Annotated in this window: 16 protein-coding genes; all 16 read right to left on the bottom strand. The window is 64.4% G+C overall.

Translation table 11 applies throughout. From position 1 onward, the window contains the following. Positions 1 to 2: 2 nt before the first annotated feature. The 16 genes from fliR to K3F49_RS07590 all read right to left on the bottom strand — a co-directional run bounded on the left by fliR (position 3) and on the right by K3F49_RS07590 (position 16,309). Positions 3 to 755, bottom strand: coding sequence for a flagellar biosynthesis protein FliR (gene fliR, locus K3F49_RS07515; RefSeq protein ID WP_234680242.1), 753 nt, complete (start codon positions 753 to 755; stop codon positions 3 to 5). Next, positions 752 to 2,833: a flagellar biosynthesis protein FlhA gene (gene flhA / locus K3F49_RS07520; protein WP_234680243.1), complete on the bottom strand. Its 2,082-nt coding sequence runs from the start codon at positions 2,831 to 2,833 to the stop codon at positions 752 to 754. The genes fliR and flhA overlap by 4 nt, the downstream gene beginning before the upstream one ends. A 78-nt stretch (positions 2,834 to 2,911) precedes the next feature. After that, positions 2,912 to 3,178, bottom strand: a complete 267-nt coding sequence (gene fliQ / locus K3F49_RS07525; protein ID WP_234680244.1) for a flagellar biosynthesis protein FliQ — start codon at positions 3,176 to 3,178, stop codon at positions 2,912 to 2,914. A 2-nt stretch (positions 3,179 to 3,180) separates the two neighbouring features. Beyond that, positions 3,181 to 3,600, bottom strand: coding sequence for a flagellar hook assembly protein FlgD (gene flgD / locus K3F49_RS07530; RefSeq protein WP_234680245.1), 420 nt, complete (start codon positions 3,598 to 3,600; stop codon positions 3,181 to 3,183). 14 nt (positions 3,601 to 3,614) lie between these two features. Beyond that, the gene (flbT, locus tag K3F49_RS07535; protein ID WP_234680246.1) at positions 3,615 to 4,025 is read right to left on the bottom strand and encodes a flagellar biosynthesis repressor FlbT; all 411 of its coding nucleotides are present in this window, start codon (positions 4,023 to 4,025) and stop codon (positions 3,615 to 3,617) included. Continuing rightward, entirely contained in the window at positions 4,025 to 4,369 is a 345-nt protein-coding gene (gene flaF / locus K3F49_RS07540; protein WP_234680247.1) for a flagellar biosynthesis regulator FlaF, read from the bottom strand. The genes flbT and flaF overlap by 1 nt, the downstream gene beginning before the upstream one ends. 61 nt (positions 4,370 to 4,430) lie before the next feature. Next, a complete protein-coding gene (locus K3F49_RS07545; protein ID WP_234680248.1) occupies positions 4,431 to 5,489 on the bottom strand; it encodes a flagellar hook-associated family protein in 1,059 nt (352 codons plus the stop codon). A gap of 2 nt (positions 5,490 to 5,491) precedes the next feature. After that, positions 5,492 to 6,970: a flagellar hook-associated protein FlgK gene (gene flgK / locus K3F49_RS07550; RefSeq protein WP_234680249.1), complete on the bottom strand. Its 1,479-nt coding sequence runs from the start codon at positions 6,968 to 6,970 to the stop codon at positions 5,492 to 5,494. Between the two features lie 46 nt (positions 6,971 to 7,016). Then, on the bottom strand, positions 7,017 to 8,261 hold the full coding sequence (locus tag K3F49_RS07555; RefSeq protein WP_234680250.1) for a flagellar hook protein FlgE: 1,245 nt from the start codon (positions 8,259 to 8,261) through the stop codon (positions 7,017 to 7,019). A gap of 115 nt (positions 8,262 to 8,376) precedes the next feature. Next, positions 8,377 to 8,961: a transglycosylase SLT domain-containing protein gene (locus K3F49_RS07560; protein ID WP_234680251.1), complete on the bottom strand. Its 585-nt coding sequence runs from the start codon at positions 8,959 to 8,961 to the stop codon at positions 8,377 to 8,379. Then, entirely contained in the window at positions 8,912 to 10,264 is a 1,353-nt protein-coding gene (fliK, locus tag K3F49_RS07565) for a flagellar hook-length control protein FliK (RefSeq protein WP_234680252.1), read from the bottom strand. The genes K3F49_RS07560 and fliK overlap by 50 nt, the downstream gene beginning before the upstream one ends. Then, on the bottom strand, positions 10,261 to 11,445 hold the full coding sequence (locus K3F49_RS07570) for a chemotaxis protein (RefSeq protein WP_234680253.1): 1,185 nt from the start codon (positions 11,443 to 11,445) through the stop codon (positions 10,261 to 10,263). Before K3F49_RS07570 ends, fliK begins: the two co-directional genes overlap by 4 nt. Beyond that, positions 11,442 to 12,761 (bottom strand): MotB family protein, encoded by a 1,320-nt coding sequence (locus tag K3F49_RS07575; RefSeq protein WP_234680254.1) that lies wholly within the window; start codon positions 12,759 to 12,761, stop codon positions 11,442 to 11,444. Before K3F49_RS07575 ends, K3F49_RS07570 begins: the two co-directional genes overlap by 4 nt. 7 nt (positions 12,762 to 12,768) lie before the next feature. After that, the gene (locus K3F49_RS07580) at positions 12,769 to 13,476 is read right to left on the bottom strand and encodes a hypothetical protein (protein ID WP_234680255.1); all 708 of its coding nucleotides are present in this window, start codon (positions 13,474 to 13,476) and stop codon (positions 12,769 to 12,771) included. After that, positions 13,473 to 15,098, bottom strand: coding sequence for a flagellar basal-body MS-ring/collar protein FliF (fliF, locus tag K3F49_RS07585; protein ID WP_234680256.1), 1,626 nt, complete (start codon positions 15,096 to 15,098; stop codon positions 13,473 to 13,475). Before fliF ends, K3F49_RS07580 begins: the two co-directional genes overlap by 4 nt. A 302-nt stretch (positions 15,099 to 15,400) precedes the next feature. Continuing rightward, positions 15,401 to 16,309: a flagellin N-terminal helical domain-containing protein gene (locus tag K3F49_RS07590; protein WP_234680257.1), complete on the bottom strand. Its 909-nt coding sequence runs from the start codon at positions 16,307 to 16,309 to the stop codon at positions 15,401 to 15,403. Between the last annotated feature and the right edge of the window lie 36 nt (positions 16,310 to 16,345).

The following is a 16,345-nucleotide window of genomic DNA, read 5'->3' on the forward strand; positions in this document are numbered from 1 at the left end:
CGTCATCCGCCTAGCCATGACGACATGCCGAGCATGAATTGCGTCAGCATTTCGTCGCTGGTGAGATAGAGCAGCAGCAGACCGCCGACCAGGACGAACGGCACCGAGACGAAATAGACCGCAATCGACGGCGCCAGCTTGTTGATGAGCCCGACCGAAAAATTGACGATGACGGAATAGACGATGAAGGGGCTGGTGATCCGCAGCGTCAGCACGAACGCGTCCGTGAGGCGGCTCGTGAGCTGATTCAGCGCCATCTCGCCGCTCAGTCGCTCACCGGGATGCCAGACGTCGTAGGAGTTCATCAACCCGCGCACGACTTGCCAATGCTGGTCGGTGAGGAAGAACAGCGTGGTGACTGCGGCCATGATCAGCGGCACCGAGGCCGGCGTCGGATCGTTGTCGCCGAGCGGCACGCCCGGGATGTTGCTGAGCCCGATCGAGCTCGCCATGACGGTGGACATGGTCTGGAGCGCGAGGAAGAACACGCGCCCGCCGAGGCCGATGACGCTGCCGACCAATATTTCGGTGCCGATCAGCAGTGCGAGCGTCAGCGGCGACGCATCGTCCACCAGCGGCTTCAGCATCGAGACCAGGATCGGCGACAGCGCAAACGTCGTGACGAGCGCGACGAACAGGCGGATCTGGGGCGGAACATTCGTGCTGGAATAGCCGGGCACCAGCATCAGGCAGGAGCCGATACGGCAGAACACGATGAAGGTCGCGAGCACGTTGTCGGCAAGGCCGCTGATCACGAGATGGCTCCGAGCGCCCGGATCTCCGCGCTCCGAGCGACCTCGACATGCGACAGGATCGGCAATGTCGGGAACACCCGCTCCAGGATCATGCGGACATAGGGGCGGGCTTCCGGGGTCACCGCCAGCACTACGCTGGTGCCGTCCTCGGTGAATTTCCGGATCGCGGCACTGGCCTCGGTCGCAAACTGTTCGATCAGGCGGGGGTCGGCGTCGAACTCGACGACGTCGCCCTTGCCGTCGCGCTTCAGGCTCTGGTGGAAGGCGAGATCCCAGCGGTTGCCGAGGCGAAGGACGTTGAGCACGCCATTGTCGGAGAGATCGCCGCAGATCTGCTGAGCCAGGCGCATGCGCACATGCTCGGCCACCTGCTCGGACCGCCGCACATGAGGCGCGATCTCCGCGATCGCCTCGAGGATCAGATGAAGATTCCGGATCGACACCCTCTCACCCAGCAGGATCTTCAGGATCGCGAGCAGGCCCGAATAGGAGATCTGCGACGGACAGAGATCGTCGACTAGGCGCTTGTACTCCGGCTCGAGCCGGTCAAGCAGTCCGCGCATGTCCTTGTAGGACAGCAGCTGGGAGAGGTTCGCCCTGAGCACCTCGCTCAGATGCGTGAGCAGCACCGACAGATTGTCGACCGGCTTGCAGCCCTGCCGCCTGACCTCATCGGTAAAGGCTTCGGTCACCCACAGCGCCTTCATGCCGAACGCGGGCTCGATCACCTCGTCGCCGGGTACGTCGGGCTTGCCGTCCTTGTCCACCAGCACCAACACCTCGCCGATCCTGAGCTCGCCATGGGCGACGCGGGTATCGTGGATTCGGATCTGGTATCCCTTGGGGTCGATCGACAGATTGTCCGACAGCTTGATCTCGGGAATGACGAAGCCGTACTGCTTGGCGAACTTCTTGCGGATCTTGCTGACGCGGTGGGCAAGCTCGTTGCGCGAGCCGAGCAGATGGACCGACAGATGGCTGCCGAGCGACAGCTCGATCTCGGCGGTCTTGAGCGACTCCTTGACGGATTCCTTGGCATCGCTCTGCGCACGCTCCTCCGCCTTGCGCGCCGCCTCCTTCTGCTGCGCGGCCGCCTGCCGCTTCGGCAGCGAGTAGCCGACGAAGGCCATCACGCCGCCCAGGAGCACGAATGGCGCCATCGGCAGCCCCGGCATCAAGGCGAGCACGAACATCATCAACGAAGCCGCCGAGACCGCGCGCGGGTAGCCGCCGAGCTGCCGCAGCACGGCCTGCTCCGCCGATCCCCTGGTGCCGCCCTTGGAGACCAGCAGGCCCGCCGAAAGCGACACGATCAGTGCCGGCATCTGCGTGACCAGACCGTCGCCGACGGAGAGCTTGGTGTAGACGTCGGCAGCGCGCGACAGCGTCAGACCGTGATGGGTGACGCCGATGATGATGCCGCCGAAGATGTTGATCGCGGTGATGATCAGGCCGGCGATGGCATCGCCGCGGACGAATTTCGAGGCACCGTCCATCGCGCCGAAGAAGGAGCTTTCCTCTTCGAGCTCGCGGCGCCGACGCTGGGCTTCCTTGTCGTCGATCAGGCCCGCCGACAGGTCCGCATCGATCGCCATCTGCTTGCCCGGGATGGCGTCCAGGGTGAAGCGGGCGCCGACCTCGGCGATACGCGTCGCACCCTTGGTGATCACGACGAAGTTGACCGTGACCAGGATCGCGAAGATGATCAGGCCGATGACGAAGTCGCCGCCCATGACGAACTTCGAGAACCCCGCGACGACATGGCCCGCAGCCTGTTCGCCCTCCCCGCCGCGCGACAGGATCAGGCGGGTCGTCGCAACGTTGAGCGCCAACCGCAGGATCGTCGCGATCAGGAGCACGGTCGGGAAGGCGGAAAAGTCGAGCGGCCGCTGGATCCACAGCGCGACCATCAGGATCAGGGCCGACAGCGCGATCGAGAAGGCAAGGCCAAGGTCGATCAGGATCGGAGGTATCGGCAGGAACAGGATCGTGAGCATGGCCACGATACCGCCCGCGAAGAAGGCGTCCGCGCCCAAGCGTCGCGCGTTCGGCAGGCTAGCAGCTAAAGTATCGGCCATGGGTCACCGGCAGCAGGGTCCGCCTGCAATTTGCCCCGCAAAGCTTACGCGGGGGTGGTGGCCGGAGCTCTCCGCGGATCAGAAGCCGTGCTCGATCCGCGAATAGACCATCTCGGTAAAAGTGGAGATGTGCGCCCCGATGAAGGAGCCGGAGACGGCCACGACCACGAGGATGACGACGATCTTCGGAACGAAGGTCAGCGTCGCCTCCTGGATCTGGGTCAGGGCCTGGATCAGCGCGATAGCGACGCCGACAAGCATCCCCGCACCGACCGCGGGTCCGCAGGCAACGAGGATGGTCCAGATCGCCGCCTGGACGATGTCGAGGGCGTCCCGCTCGTTCATGGCTAGCTGATCGTAAGGCCGGGGCCGACCGCAACCTTGGTGCCGTCGTCGAGGGTCGCGATGGAGCCGTTGCTGTTGATGGAGATCGACGCAACCTTGCCGGTGAAGGTCGCTCCGGTCGAGTCGGTGAAGCTGACGTTCTTCCCGATCAGCCCGTCCGCCTGTGACAGCGCCTGCGAGGACAGCAGCGAATCCAGCTTCGTATTGGTCTGCATCGCCTGCTCGACCGACGACAACTGGGCGAACTGGCTCATATATTGCGAGGTATCCATCGGATTGGTCGGATCCTGGTTCTTCATCTCGGCGATGAGGAGCTGCAGGAACGTGTTGTAGTCGACAGTGTTGCTCGAGGTATTCGTTGTGGACGAGGTCGAGCTGGTCGAATTGGTGCTTGTGGTATCAGTCGCGCTGGGGACGTTCATGTGCCTCTCCGCTGTCAGGCAGCCTTGAATGGGGATTCAGTGGTGGCGCCGGCGAGGATCGCCTGCTCCAGGGGAAACAGCGCCCGGATCCGCTTGAGCGCCTCGAAGTAGCGGGTCCCGCCGACCATCTCGTCGATCGCGGCGAGCCCGTCCAGCATCTCAGGGTTTTCGCACACCGCACGCAAGGCCGCATGGTGCTGCCCGTAGAGCGAGGCGGCGGCGCCGACATCCGTCGGGTTCATCAACATGAGCTGGACGATGAAATAGAGCTGGCGCATCGCCGTGGTGGCGTCGGAGGCCTGCATGACCTGCCCTTCGAGCAGGAACATCACGTCGTTGACGAGCTCGAGCGAGACCTTGCGGTCCACGCGCAGCACCGCGCCGTTGATGTAGACCCGTTCGCCCGCCCGCAAGGAAATCTTCATTAAAGCGCGTCTCGGATCATGCGGTTGATTTCAACGAGCTGCATCACATCGTTCGATCGTTCTTCGCGAAGGCGATCAGCTTCCTTGACGACCCACAGGCCGATCGAGATGATGTCGGCACGCAGCTGTTCGGGCAGCCCGTTCTCCGGATGCGCGAGATCCTCGATGAAGATGGTCCACAGCCGCCGGACGTAGAGCAGGCTCTGGACCTGATCCTCCATGCTGTAGCGTTCCTTCTGGAGCCGCTCCAGCCGGTCGATGCCGAGGCTGAGCGCCTGGCGCTCGCGGCCCCGCGCCTCGTAGCCGCTGTCTTCAACGACCGTTTCGTAGGCTTCAAAAGTCATCCGGACAACTCTGCGCAGAAAATTGCAAGAAACTAACAGCGAACGCGACCGCCGCTCGGACTCAGAGATAGTTGATGAGGCTGATCTTCTGGAGCTGCGAGGTGAGGGCGAGCGCCGTCTGGATCTGGGTCTGCAACGCGTTGACGCGCACCGATGCTTCCGTCGGATCGACCTGCTCCATGCCGACGATCTGATTGTTCAGAATGTCCTTCTGGGTCTTGAGCTTGTCGGTCGCGGTGGTGAGCCGCTGCTGGACCGTGCCGACGCTGCCGCCGAGCGCGGCGAGGTCGGTGATGGCGCTGCCGACGAGGCCGATGGCCTTGTCCACGACGACCTGGAACGTCGACTGGTTCAGGTTCGCATTGCCGAGGTCGGCCATCATCGTATAAGCCTCGGCGAGCTTGCGGAAACCGGTCTGGTTGGCGCTGACGGAAGTATCGGCGATCTCGGTTGTGGAGATGCGGCTTTGCATGACCTGGTCGGTGGCCGAGGACCAGTTGGTGTTCCAGGCCGGGCTTGCAAATTCGGCATCGAAGGTGGTGTTGAGGAACGTCTGCATCTGAGCAGGGGTAATGCTGCTTACGCTGGGCGAGGATTGCGAGAAGCCGAAGCCCGCCGGTGGCGCTGCCGCGAAATCGGCGTCGACCTGATTCTTGCTGGCCGAGCCGGCGGTGTAAGCTGTGATCGGCTGGTTCTGCGTGTTGATGCCCGAGAACAGATACGAGCCGTTATAGGAGATGTTCAGCGCGCCGATCAGATCCTGGAGGTTGGAGGACGCAGGCGGCAGAATGATCCGCCCGCCGCCGTCGGTGCTGCGGGCCGCGATCAGGTCCTTGAGGAAGTCCGTTGCGGTCGAGCTGAGCTGAGTGATGCGGTCCTGGGTCACGTCCAGGCGTCCCGAGACGAGCCCGTTGGTATCGACGAGCTGGTCGGCGAAGCTCATGTCGGCCCTCAAGGTGACGTCGCCTCCCGTCGTGGCCCCAAGCTCGAGGCCGACATCGGCGAAGCGGCCGGTGGTCGCCTCCGTCGAAGCCTTGCTCAGCGCAGCCTGGTTGTTCGTGATCGAATACCTCAATGACGAGGACAACATCAGGGTGGAAATGTAGTTGGCGCTCATCATGACTAGGTCCCCACGGCGGCTAGCAAGGCTTGCAACATCTGGTCGACGGTCGAGATGATCTTCGACGACGCCGAATAGGTACGCTCGACCTGAAGCATCAACGACATCTCGTCGTCCATGTTGACGCCGTTGACGTTCGACAGCGCCGTCGTGCTGCGGTCGAGCAGCGTGCTCTGGTACTGGGAGTTGTCGTTGGCGGTCTTGCGCTGGTTCTCGATCCAGCTCGTCGACGACGACGCGTAGTCGATCAGGCTGCCGTTCGGCTTGCCTTGCGTGGTCGCGTCGAACGGCTGCGACGCATCCATGTTGGTGATGAGCTGCTGAAGCCGGGTCGAATAGCCGCCACTGCCGGCGGTGTTATATTGGTAGGCGACGTTGCCGCTGATCGCGCCGTCGCGCAGCAGATTCGGATTGCCGCCCTGGGCCGGATCGACCGATGCGGCAACCGAGATCATGCCGGCGAGGCCCACCGAGACGGTGGCGCTCGCGGGCATCGCCGGCGCCCCGGGATAGGTGAAGAGGCCGGGCACATCGGGCAGCGTCGGGACGGCCGACTGGTCGCTCTCCTTGAACGCATTGACCAGGCCGCGGGCGATTTCGTCGAGCTGGCTCTGATAGGTGACCGTGTCGTTGTCGCGCAATTGGGCGAGACCGGCGAGCTTGCCGGACTTGATCGGCATCACCGAATTGGCGCCGGTCACAGGCACGCCGTCGATGAAGACGGCGTTCCCCGTGATATTCGCCGAATAGGAGGTGGTCGGGGCGAAGCTCACCGCCCGCGCCGTCTTGTCGAACAGCACCACGCCGCTGTCGGTGTAGAGCGCGGCATCGCCGTTGGTGCGGATCGACATCGTGACGCCGACCTCCTGAGACAGCTTCGAGACGATGCTGTCGCGCTGGTCGAGGTAGTCGGTCACGTCGTCGCCGGCGATCGTCCCCTTCACGATCGCCGTATTGACGGTCTGGAACTGGGAGAGCAGCTGGTTGATGTTCTGGACCGAAATGTTCATGTCGGCATCCGCGCCCTCGCGGACCGACTGCACGGTCTGGGTTGCCTGGTTGAGCGCGGTCGCCATGTCCTTGGCGGACGTGACGGCGGCCTGGGCCAGCGTGGTATTGTCCGGGGCGTTGGCATATTGCTGAAGCGCCTGCTTCAGCGCATTGAGCTGCGCCGTCGGCGACTGGTCGAGCTCCGGATCGTCCACCGTGGCAGCCGCGATCTTCTGGAGACCGTCATAGATTGCGCTCTGCGTGGCGGCCGCGGAGGTCGCGGTCAGGACGTTGCTGTACAGACCCGAACTGGCCGCGCGCTGAATCGCCGCCACGTAGACGCCTGCGCCGGGAAGATTGTCCAGCACCGTGATCTTGCGCGAATAGCCGGTCGAACTGGCGCCCGCGATGTTGCGCGAGACGGTCGACGACTGGACGCCCGACGCCATGAGCGAATTGCGGGCGGAGTCGAGGGCTGACGTAAGGGACATGGCGTGCTCTTGAACGTTCTCTTGCCCGGGAAGAGCGCTGAAGAATTCAGCGCTTCAGGTTCACGACGACGTCGAGCAGATCGGCGCCGGTCTGGAACGATTTCGAGTTCGCGGTGAAGCCGCGCTGCGCCTCGATCATCGAGGTCAATTCGTCCGCGAGATCGACGTTGGAGTCTTCCAACGCACCCGACTGGATGGTTCCGAGACCGCCCTGGCCGGCCAGGCCGACCTGCACGTTTCCGGAGTCCAGGTTCGGCGAATAGACGTTGCCGACCTCGGGCGTCAGATGGTCCGGGCTCGGCACGGTGGCGAGCGCGATCTGGAAGCTCGGCAGCTCGGTGCCGTTCTTGAGCACCGCGGTGACCACGCCCTTGTCGTCGATGTTGACCTTTTCGACGGCGGACGGCGCATTGCCGTCGACGGTCGCCTTGAAGTCGAAGCTGGAAGCGACCTGGGTCATGGCCGAGAGGTCAATGTTGAAGGTACCCGAACCGCCGGGAATGGCGACCGTGAGCGATTTGGTGCTCGCTGCAGCCAGCGTGCCCTTGCCGGCCGCAGTGACGTCGAAGGTGAACGTTGTCGCGGCAGATGGACCGGTCGTCAGCGCGGCTCCGGACGGATCGTAGACCTCGACGTCCCACGTATTCGCACCGGTTTTTGCCGCATAGACGTCGAGCGTCACGGCATTGCCGATATTGTCGTAGGTCACCATCGACGTCTTCGACGTGTAATTGCCCGGGCCAGCCGCAGCGGCCGGCGTGGCGACAACCGCCGCGCTCGGATCGAGGTTCGCAGCCACCGTCGCCTTGGTCGATGGCGAGGCCTGCAGCGCCATCTGATTGACGTTGATGACCTGAAGGCCGCCGAAGCCGTTGGCGGCGACGTTGGGCGCAGCACCATTCTGGATGTTGTAGCCCATCAACTGGAAGCCGGCCGTGTTGACGAGGTTGCCCGAGTTATCGGGCACGAAGGAGCCGGCACGCGTCAGGAAGTTGTTGCCGTTGGTATCCTGCACGACGAAGAAGCCGTTGCCCTGGACCGCGAGGTCCGTCGTCGAAGTCGTGAACTGGAGGTTGCCGGGATCGGTAATGGCGTAACGGACCGTCGTCTCGACCGCGCCGGAATCGTAATTGCCCGAGCCGCTCTTCAGGATCAGCGAGGAGAACTCGGTCGAAGCCCGCTTGTAGCCGACCGTGTTGACGTTCGCGATGTTGTCCGAGACCGTCGACAGCTTGTTGGACTGCGCGTTCATACCGGAAACGCCGGTGCGCATAACACCATACAGGCTCATAGATTGGGCTCCTTTGACAGATTGTCGTTACAATGGGGGGTCTTGCTTGCGCGGGGCTGATGGTCGGTGGCGATGCACAACTTCATGCGACGCATCGTCATTTCACGTCGTTGATTCATGTTGTTTTGGGTTGGCATAACGAGCGCGCCTTGTCGGTCCACGCGCCGAAGCCGCTGGAGACGAGATGAGCGACGATGTGGCAGACGTAGCGCTTCTGCGCCGGTTGATTGTTGGGGCCGGCATTGTAGCGGGCGACCGCCATGGTCCAGCTTCCTTCGCGTTGCTTCAGCTCTTTGAGAAAGCGCGCGGCGTAGTCGACGTTCTTTGCCGGATCGAACATCGCACGCACCGACGTGAACTTGTCGCCGTGAAAATAGTGGTTGATTTGCATGCAGCCGAGATCAATCAGCTTGATGCCCCTAGCTCGCATCGCGTCGAAATTCGCCATCGCTTCATTCATGTCCTTGGCGAACACGGTCTGCCCTTCCGCACCGAGCGCGTAGGGATAGAGCGCGCCGCGCCGGCCGGTCTCGGTGAGGCCGACGGCATAGAGAATACCGAGCGGAATCCCGTGTTGTTGCGAGGCGCGCGCCATCTCGCGCTCGCAGGGGCGCGTAGTGTCGGTCTGCGCCGCCTCGGCGGCGCCGGAGCTACAGATAAACAGGGCCGCGACGAGTATGCGGCGCCACGTCCTGGTCATGACGTGCCTCCTGGTTGGGCTGCTGATCCTGCCGGGCTTGCCTGGCTCCGCCGTCCGATTGACCGGACGACGTGCCCGCGCCGCCGAACGCGCCTTGCGACTGGGACGATTGCTGTTGCTGGCCTGGGAACTGGGGCTGCGACTGGCCGGATCCGGCCTGGAATCCATCGAGCGAGCCATGCTGCACGGGCGCGACGTCGGCCACGTAGCCCGCCGACTGCATCAGGTCGCGAATCTGGTCGCGCTGCTGATCCAGCATCGTGCTGGTGTCCTTGCGCTGGGCGGCAAGTTGAACCGACACCTCGGTGCCGACGAGACGAAGGCGCACGGTGACATTGCCGAGATCCGGTGGCTCGAGATTGACGGTGAGGATCTTGACCGGCTGATCCGGTGCATTGCTCTGCGCGCCTGCGAGATCGGCCGCGGCGGATGCAGTCGGCGCGGGCGAGTTCTTCAGATCCGACACCACTGCGTTCGCGACCTGCTGGCTCGCGCTGAACTGCGCAACGGGAGGCAGATGCGTCTCCTGCTGAACCACCGTGACCTTGGTCGTTTCCGGCAAGGCGTCGCGGCCTGCGGACTTTGCGGCGCGTTCGACATTCGCCGTGACGGCTTCGAACCCGGATGTGGCGCCGGGCATGGCTTTCGGTCGAGCGTCACTTTCCTCCGGCATCGCCTGCAGGCTCGCCTCGGCCTTCTGCGGGCGTGGCCCGGAGGAATCGGCCGTGGATCGCGCGACAGTCGAGGGCGCGGCGGTCGATGAGGCTGCGGCGGATCGCGCGACATCTGCCGCCGCCTTTGCGTCAGCGATGCCCTGAACGTCGCGCTTCGCTGCGGAGGAGCGTTCGTCGCCAGTCGAGGTGTCCTTCTTGTCGTTTGACGGTTGCGACGTCTGCATCGTCACGGCCTGCGCGGCGGCGAGTTCCTGTCCCACGATCGTCGGAACGCTCAATCTGCTCGAGACATCGGCCTTCGCCGTCTGATCGGCCGGGTCTTTCTTGGTCGACGATTTGGGCTCCTCGGTGCGCTCGTGCACCGGCTCGTCCTTCGACGTATCGGGCTCGGTAAGCTGAGGCAGGTGCGGGCGGACCGGAGCAGGTTTTGCAGACGTGTCGCCGCCCTGATCGTTCAGCGCCCGCTTGGCCATGTTCGAGACGGTGTGGAGCAAATCGTGAAACGATGAATCGTCTGCCGTTTTCGCACCGGTCGTTGCCGTGCCCTTGGCTGAACGGGACACCCCCCGCGTCAGACTCTCGGCGAGGCCCGCGAAAAGCTGTCCGGAAGTTCCACTGAGCTTGGTCATGGACGGCGATCCTTGGTGAGAAGCTCCAGTTCGCCGAGCTGCGTCTGCGCCCGCGCGAGCATTGCGTTCGACGACGCCAGATCGATCCGCGCCGGTGTGGGCGGCGGCTTGTCGGCCGACACGGCCGCAGTCGGGCCTGCAATCGGCTTACGGACATCGAGCGCGAGCTGGAGGGTTGCGTTGAGAAGAAGGACGTCGCGCTCCGCCAATTTCGCCCGGTCGAGCGCCTTCAGCTCGGCAAAGCCACCGTCATATTCGTCAGTGAGTGCGCGGGAGACGCCGCGGTAGAAATGGGCGCGCTCGCGATCGGGCGTGGCATCGGCGCTGAGCGCGAGTGCCCGCTCGCCTGCGAGCCGGGTCACGGTGAGCTTGCCGCGAACCAGCGCGCCGCGCGCGATCACCAGATAGAGCTTGAGGCGGCTGGCGCGGTCGACCTGTTCCAACAGCGCCGCGACCCGCGCAAAGCGGCGATCATCCAACGCAAGACTCGATTGCGTCAGGCCCGTGGAGAAACGCTGCCAGAAATCGCCGGCATAGACCGAATTGCGGTAGTGGCGGATATAGGCCAGCGTCAGGAACTCGAACTTGTCGAAATCCTCCGCCTGCCCGACCAGCAGGATCTCGCGCCGCAGCGCCGCCTCTTCGACCAGCGTGCCCGGCAGCAGCAGGCGCGCGTCGTCGAGACGCTCGATTGCAAGCGATGCCTCGGAACGTGCGAACAGCGCGCCCTGGACCAGCGCCACCTGCCCACCCATGCCGGTCGAGATCGTGCGCGGCTTGACCTCCTTGAGCAGGTCTCTGGCCTCGTCCTGCCGGCCTTCGACATAAGCGAGCGCGCCGTCGAACAGCCGCGAATCCACATTGATCTTGTCGCGCGGCAGCTTGCGGACGATCTGCGGGGCGCCGCCGCTGAGCAGATAGATCACGACCGCCTGGCCGTTCTGCGGATTGCTCCATACGCTGGCGTCAGCGGCGAGAAATTTTTCGCCGATCTGCCGGATCAGCGCGATGTGGCTGGCATGCGCCGCGGTGTCGCCATTGGCGATGCCGTCCTGCACCGCCTGCAACGCGCGGACGAGTTCAAACGGCTCCCCGGACAGGGCTGCGGGTTCAGCAGGTGCGTGTGTCGCTACGAGCGACAGCACCATCAGCATCACGGCGCGGAGCAGCGGCCTGGTCAAGGGCGCTTCTCCCGGATCAGGATCTCGATACGCCGGTTTTGCGCGGCGGCCGGATCGTTCTGAAGCTTTGGCCGGCGGTCGGCATAGCCTTCGACATGCTCGATCCGCTGCGCATCGATGCCGGAGCGAACCAGCATGTAGTAAGCCATCTGCGCGCGCGCCGTCGACAGCCGCCAATTGTCGTAGTTGTCCGACTTGTAGGGCCGATTGTCGGTATGACCGCGGACGATGATCATGCCGCGACGCTTCGCGATCAGCGGGCCGATCTTATCGATGACGCGAACGAGCTCGGGTCGCGGCTCGGCCGAGCCGACCGCGAACATGCCGAAGCTAGCATCGTCGGTCAGGCTGATCAGCAGACCGTCCTCGACCTGCCGGACCTCGGCCACCGGCCCGGCACCGGCCTTGACATCCGACAGGGCTTCGGCGATCGCAGACTGAAGCTGCTTGGCGGTCGGCTGTTGGGTCTGGGCCGCGTCACGCGGCTCGGATTCCTTCGGAGCGTCGGTCGGACGTGCCGGCTGCGCGGCGTTGGCCTGAAGGTTGGCCTGCGTATTCGGCTGCACGCCGCCATCGCGCGCAGACGATGATTGCGCCGGTCCCGGCGGCAACAACGGCGACTGGCTCGCGGACGACGCCTGCGCGTCGGGGGCCACGCTGCCGCCGGCGTCATCGGTCCGGCCGCGGCGCGGCTCGCCCTGATTTGTACCCGCCGGATTGTCGCGCGCGGAAGCGTTCGGCTTCGGCTCACCCTCCATGATCCGGTCGGCTTCCTTCGAGGCCTCCGGCGCGAGCTTCCAATAGCCGGGATCGAACGGATCGCGATAGGCATCACCGCCCTTGAGGCCATCCTCTTCGGCCGACGTCAGCGCACCGGCGCGCCGCTGGCCCGAGGCCTGGTTCGAGCTCGCCGCGATTTCGGCGAGCGTTGCGTAGGGATCGCGAAACAGAACCTTCTCTTCGTAGAAGGGCGGCTTCTCGGCCGTCGGCGAGTCGCCGCGGCGCTCCTCGTTCGGCCCGGACGGCTGGCGCTTGCCATCCTGCCCCTCGAACGTCGTCGGCTCCTTCTTGGTGAGATCCTTCAGTCCCTTCGGCGCGGGTGCGTTCTCCGCGAGCTTGATCGGGTTGAAGTAGCTCGCAACCACCTGCTTCTGGTCCTGGTTGAGCGCATTGAGCAGCCACATCACCAGGAAGAACGCCATCATCGCGGTCATGAAGTCCGCATAGGCGATCTTCCAAACGCCACCGTGCGGCTTCTCGTCTTCGAAAGCGCTCCGTCGACGGATAATGACGAGCTCGTGCTTGACCTCCTCCATGGTGAAACTACCGGCGCGCCTCTTTCAGCCGATCCATCCAGGTCGAGATCTGCGTCTCGATCGTGGTCTGATCGGCGAGGACCCGAACCTCGACGGTGTCGGCGGACTGGTATTCGACGCCAGAGCGGCCGGCCAGATTGAGTTGCGTCCTGACGAGGTCGATGAGCTCGCTGGGTCCGGTGACGCGGAACGCCGGCACCGGGGAATTCGAGGTCAGCGCCGAGATCTGCTCGACCAGGGATCCGATCGCCTTGTCGCGGACCGCATCGGCGAGGAACGGCAGCAAGATCCGCGCGACCGAGCTTGCAATGTTGCTCTCGATCTCGCGGCAGGCCGTGTCAAAGCCGTTGACGATCGCGACCGCCTGCTGGTCGGACCATTTGGCGCGCTCCTCGCCGAGCCGGATCGCGCTGCGGACCCGCTCTTCGGCGAGCTTGGCTTCGCCTTCCGCAAGGCCGGCGGTATGGCCGCGTCGATAAGCGTCTTCGAGCAGATTGACCGGCGCGGCTTCCGGCGCGGGCGCGGGTGGCGGCTGAAGTTGCGGCTGGGCCTGCACCTGACGTTGCGCTTGAGGCTGTGGCTGCGCTTGAGGCTCGCGCCGGATTTCCTTTCTCGCCAGGACGTCCTGGATCTTCGGCGGCGGCGGAGGCGGCGGCGACTTGGCCCGGCCGTTCGCGTCGAATTGCGTCAGGAGTTTTCCGATTGCCGCGTTCATGCCGCCTCCTCGCGTCGCATCCAGTCTTTAAGGATTGCTGCCGCCTGCATCTGATCGAGGCGAACGATCTGCTCCAGCCGCTTCTGCGGTGTACGCTGCATCTTGCCTTCGAGGTCCTCGACGAGGTTGAGCTCGGGATCCTGGCTGTCGGCCAATGCGAGCGCCGTGGCGGCCTCGAGCTCGGCGGCCTCGGCAGCCTCGGTCTGCTCCTGCGCGGCGCGATGGGTCAGGATGCCGTTGACCGCGGGCCGAAGCCCGAACCAGACCAGCATCGAAGCGACGGCCAGGATCGTCACCGCATTGATGACGCTGCCCAGCTGCTTGTTCATCATCTCGACGAAGCTGATCGGCGGCACCGGCGTGAGCTCGCGCGAGCCCTCCACGAAGTCGACCGCGGTCACCTGGATCTGGTCGCCACGCGTCTTGTCCAGTCCGCCGGCGGTCGCGGCGAGCTGGCTGATTTCGGCGAGCTTGCTGTCGACAATGGCCTGGTTGGTCTTGTCGCCGAGGTCGGCGACGAGCCGCGCGCGATTGACCAGGACGGCGATGAAGAGCTTCTTGACAGAGTAACCGTCGCTGACCGTCGTCGTGGTCTTGGACGAGACCTCGAAATTGGTAACGTCCTCGCGGCGCGTCTTGTCTTCGCTGGAGTTCTTGGTGCCACCGGCGTTGACTTGCTGGTCTGGAAGGTTCTGCTGGACGGTCGTCGGCGTCGAGCGGTCCGCGTTCGACGACTTTTCGTTTTCGCGGACATTGCGGACCGAACGCTCGGCGCGGGTCTCGGGATCGTAGACCGTCTCGTTGACCTGGCGCTTGTCGGTGGAGAGCTGTGGCGCGACGCTAACTTCGAAATTGTCGAGGCCGAGATAGGGCGTGAGCGCCTTGCGGATGTTTTCCTGCACCATTCCGCCGACCGTCTTCTGCAGGCTCGCCATCTTGGTCGGCGCGGCGCTGGCCTCGTCCTCTTCGGCCAGCAGCATCGAGCCGTCGGCATCGAGCACGGTGACCTTGTCGCGCGTCATGCCGGGAATGGCGGCCGCGACCAGGTGGCGGATCGATTGCGCCGTGCGCGCCTCGATCGCACCGTCGGTGCGCAGCACGACCGATGCGGAGGGCGGCTGCTGCGTCGCGCGGAACGAGCCCCGCACCGGCATCACGATGTGCACCCGCGCCGCCTTGACGCCCTTCATCAGCTGAACGGTACGCGCGATCTCACCTTCGAGCGCGCGAAGCTTCGTGACCTCCTGCATGAAGGACGTCAGTCCGAGCGATCCGATCTTGTCGAACAGCTCGTAGCCGGAATTGGCGCTGGTCGGCAGCCCCTTCTCGGCCAGCAGCATCCGCGCCTGTGCGGTCTGGCTCGGTCGCACCGAGACGGCATCGCCGGCTGCGCTGATATCGAACGTAATGTTCTGCTCGCGCAGCGCAGCGCCGATACGCGTCACGTCTTCGCGGGACAGGCCGGTATAGAGGGATTCGAATTCCGGCCGGCTCAGGTAATAGGCACCCCCAACCACGGTGACGAGGACGGCGAAGCCGATCAGTCCCAAGGCCATCAGACGTCGCGGCCCAAGTTCCAGCAGATTGTTGAGCAGCTGCTGTAGCTGCGCGCGACTGAGCATATGACCTCGTACCAATGCGAATGGTGAGGACACTCCGCTGTCAACCTTGTCTGGAGGTTGCGCGAACGCGAATGTGTCGCTTCGCAGGCGAGGCGTTGCAATTTTACAAGAGCCTTGGGCGACGCAGGCAGGTCGATGGCACGGGCGGACGATCGAACGCGTTACCGCGCGATCGGCTGTAGCTTATTGCGTCAGGTCTGGCGTCGGGAGGTCGATTACGGGCACATCATGCGCCATTACTTCCGCCGGGCACGGCGGGGACCGTGCTCCCTTGGGAGCACGGTCGTGTTCGAAGCGGGAGCTTACTTGAACAGCGAGAGGATGCTCTGGCTGTTCTGGTTGGCGATCGAGAGCGCCTGGACGCCAAGCTGCTGCTGGGTCTGGAGCGCCTGGAGGCGGGTGGACTCAGCGTTCATGTCGGCGTCGACGAGCTGGCCGACACCGCGCGTCACCGAGTCCATCAGGGTCTTGACGAAGTCCGTGTTGGTCGCGATGCGGTTCTTGACGGCGCCGAGGTCGGCGGCGGCCGAGGCCACGGAATTGAGCGCAGTGGTGACTGCCGTGATGTAGCTGCTGAGCGTGGCCTGGTCGGTCGCCGCGTCGGTCAGCGTGGTGATGTCGATCGTGTTGATCGACACGCCGCTGGCCACCTTGTCCAGGATGCCGGTGGTGGACGTGCTGTACAGCGAGTAGTTGGAGATCGTCAGGGTGATGGAGCCGATGGTGGGCGTGCCACTGACGCGGGAGAACGACGACACGAGGTCGAAGGTCGCCGGCGTTGCCGTCGTCACGCTCAGCCAATTCACGCCGTTGAAGGTTGCCGCATCGGCGGTGCCCTTCATCTGCTGCTGGATCTGGGTGATGTCGGCCTGGATCTTGGTGCGGTCGATACCGGCGGTCTTGGCTTCGACCAGCAGCGACTGCAGCTTGGTCAGGCCGCCGGTGCTGTCACCGACAACCGCGGTCAGAGCGGTATATTCGGTGTCGACGGTCGCGGCCGACAGGCCGAGCGAGTCGGAGACGGCGGACAGCGCGGCGTTGTCGGCGCGCATCGAGGTCGCGATCGACCAGTAGGCGGCGTTGTCCGACGCGGTGGCCACGCGCTGACCGGTCGAGATGCGGTTTTCAGTGGTCTGGAGGCTGGAGCTGACGTTGCGCAGCGTCTGCAGCGCGGTCATTGCCGCGGAGTTGGTGAGCAGGCTAGAACTCATGTTTGACGTCCCCTTGAAAACGAATTGAAATTTTTG

This window comes from Bradyrhizobium monzae, from assembly GCF_021458635.1.
Lineage (GTDB): Bacteria > Pseudomonadota > Alphaproteobacteria > Rhizobiales > Xanthobacteraceae > Bradyrhizobium.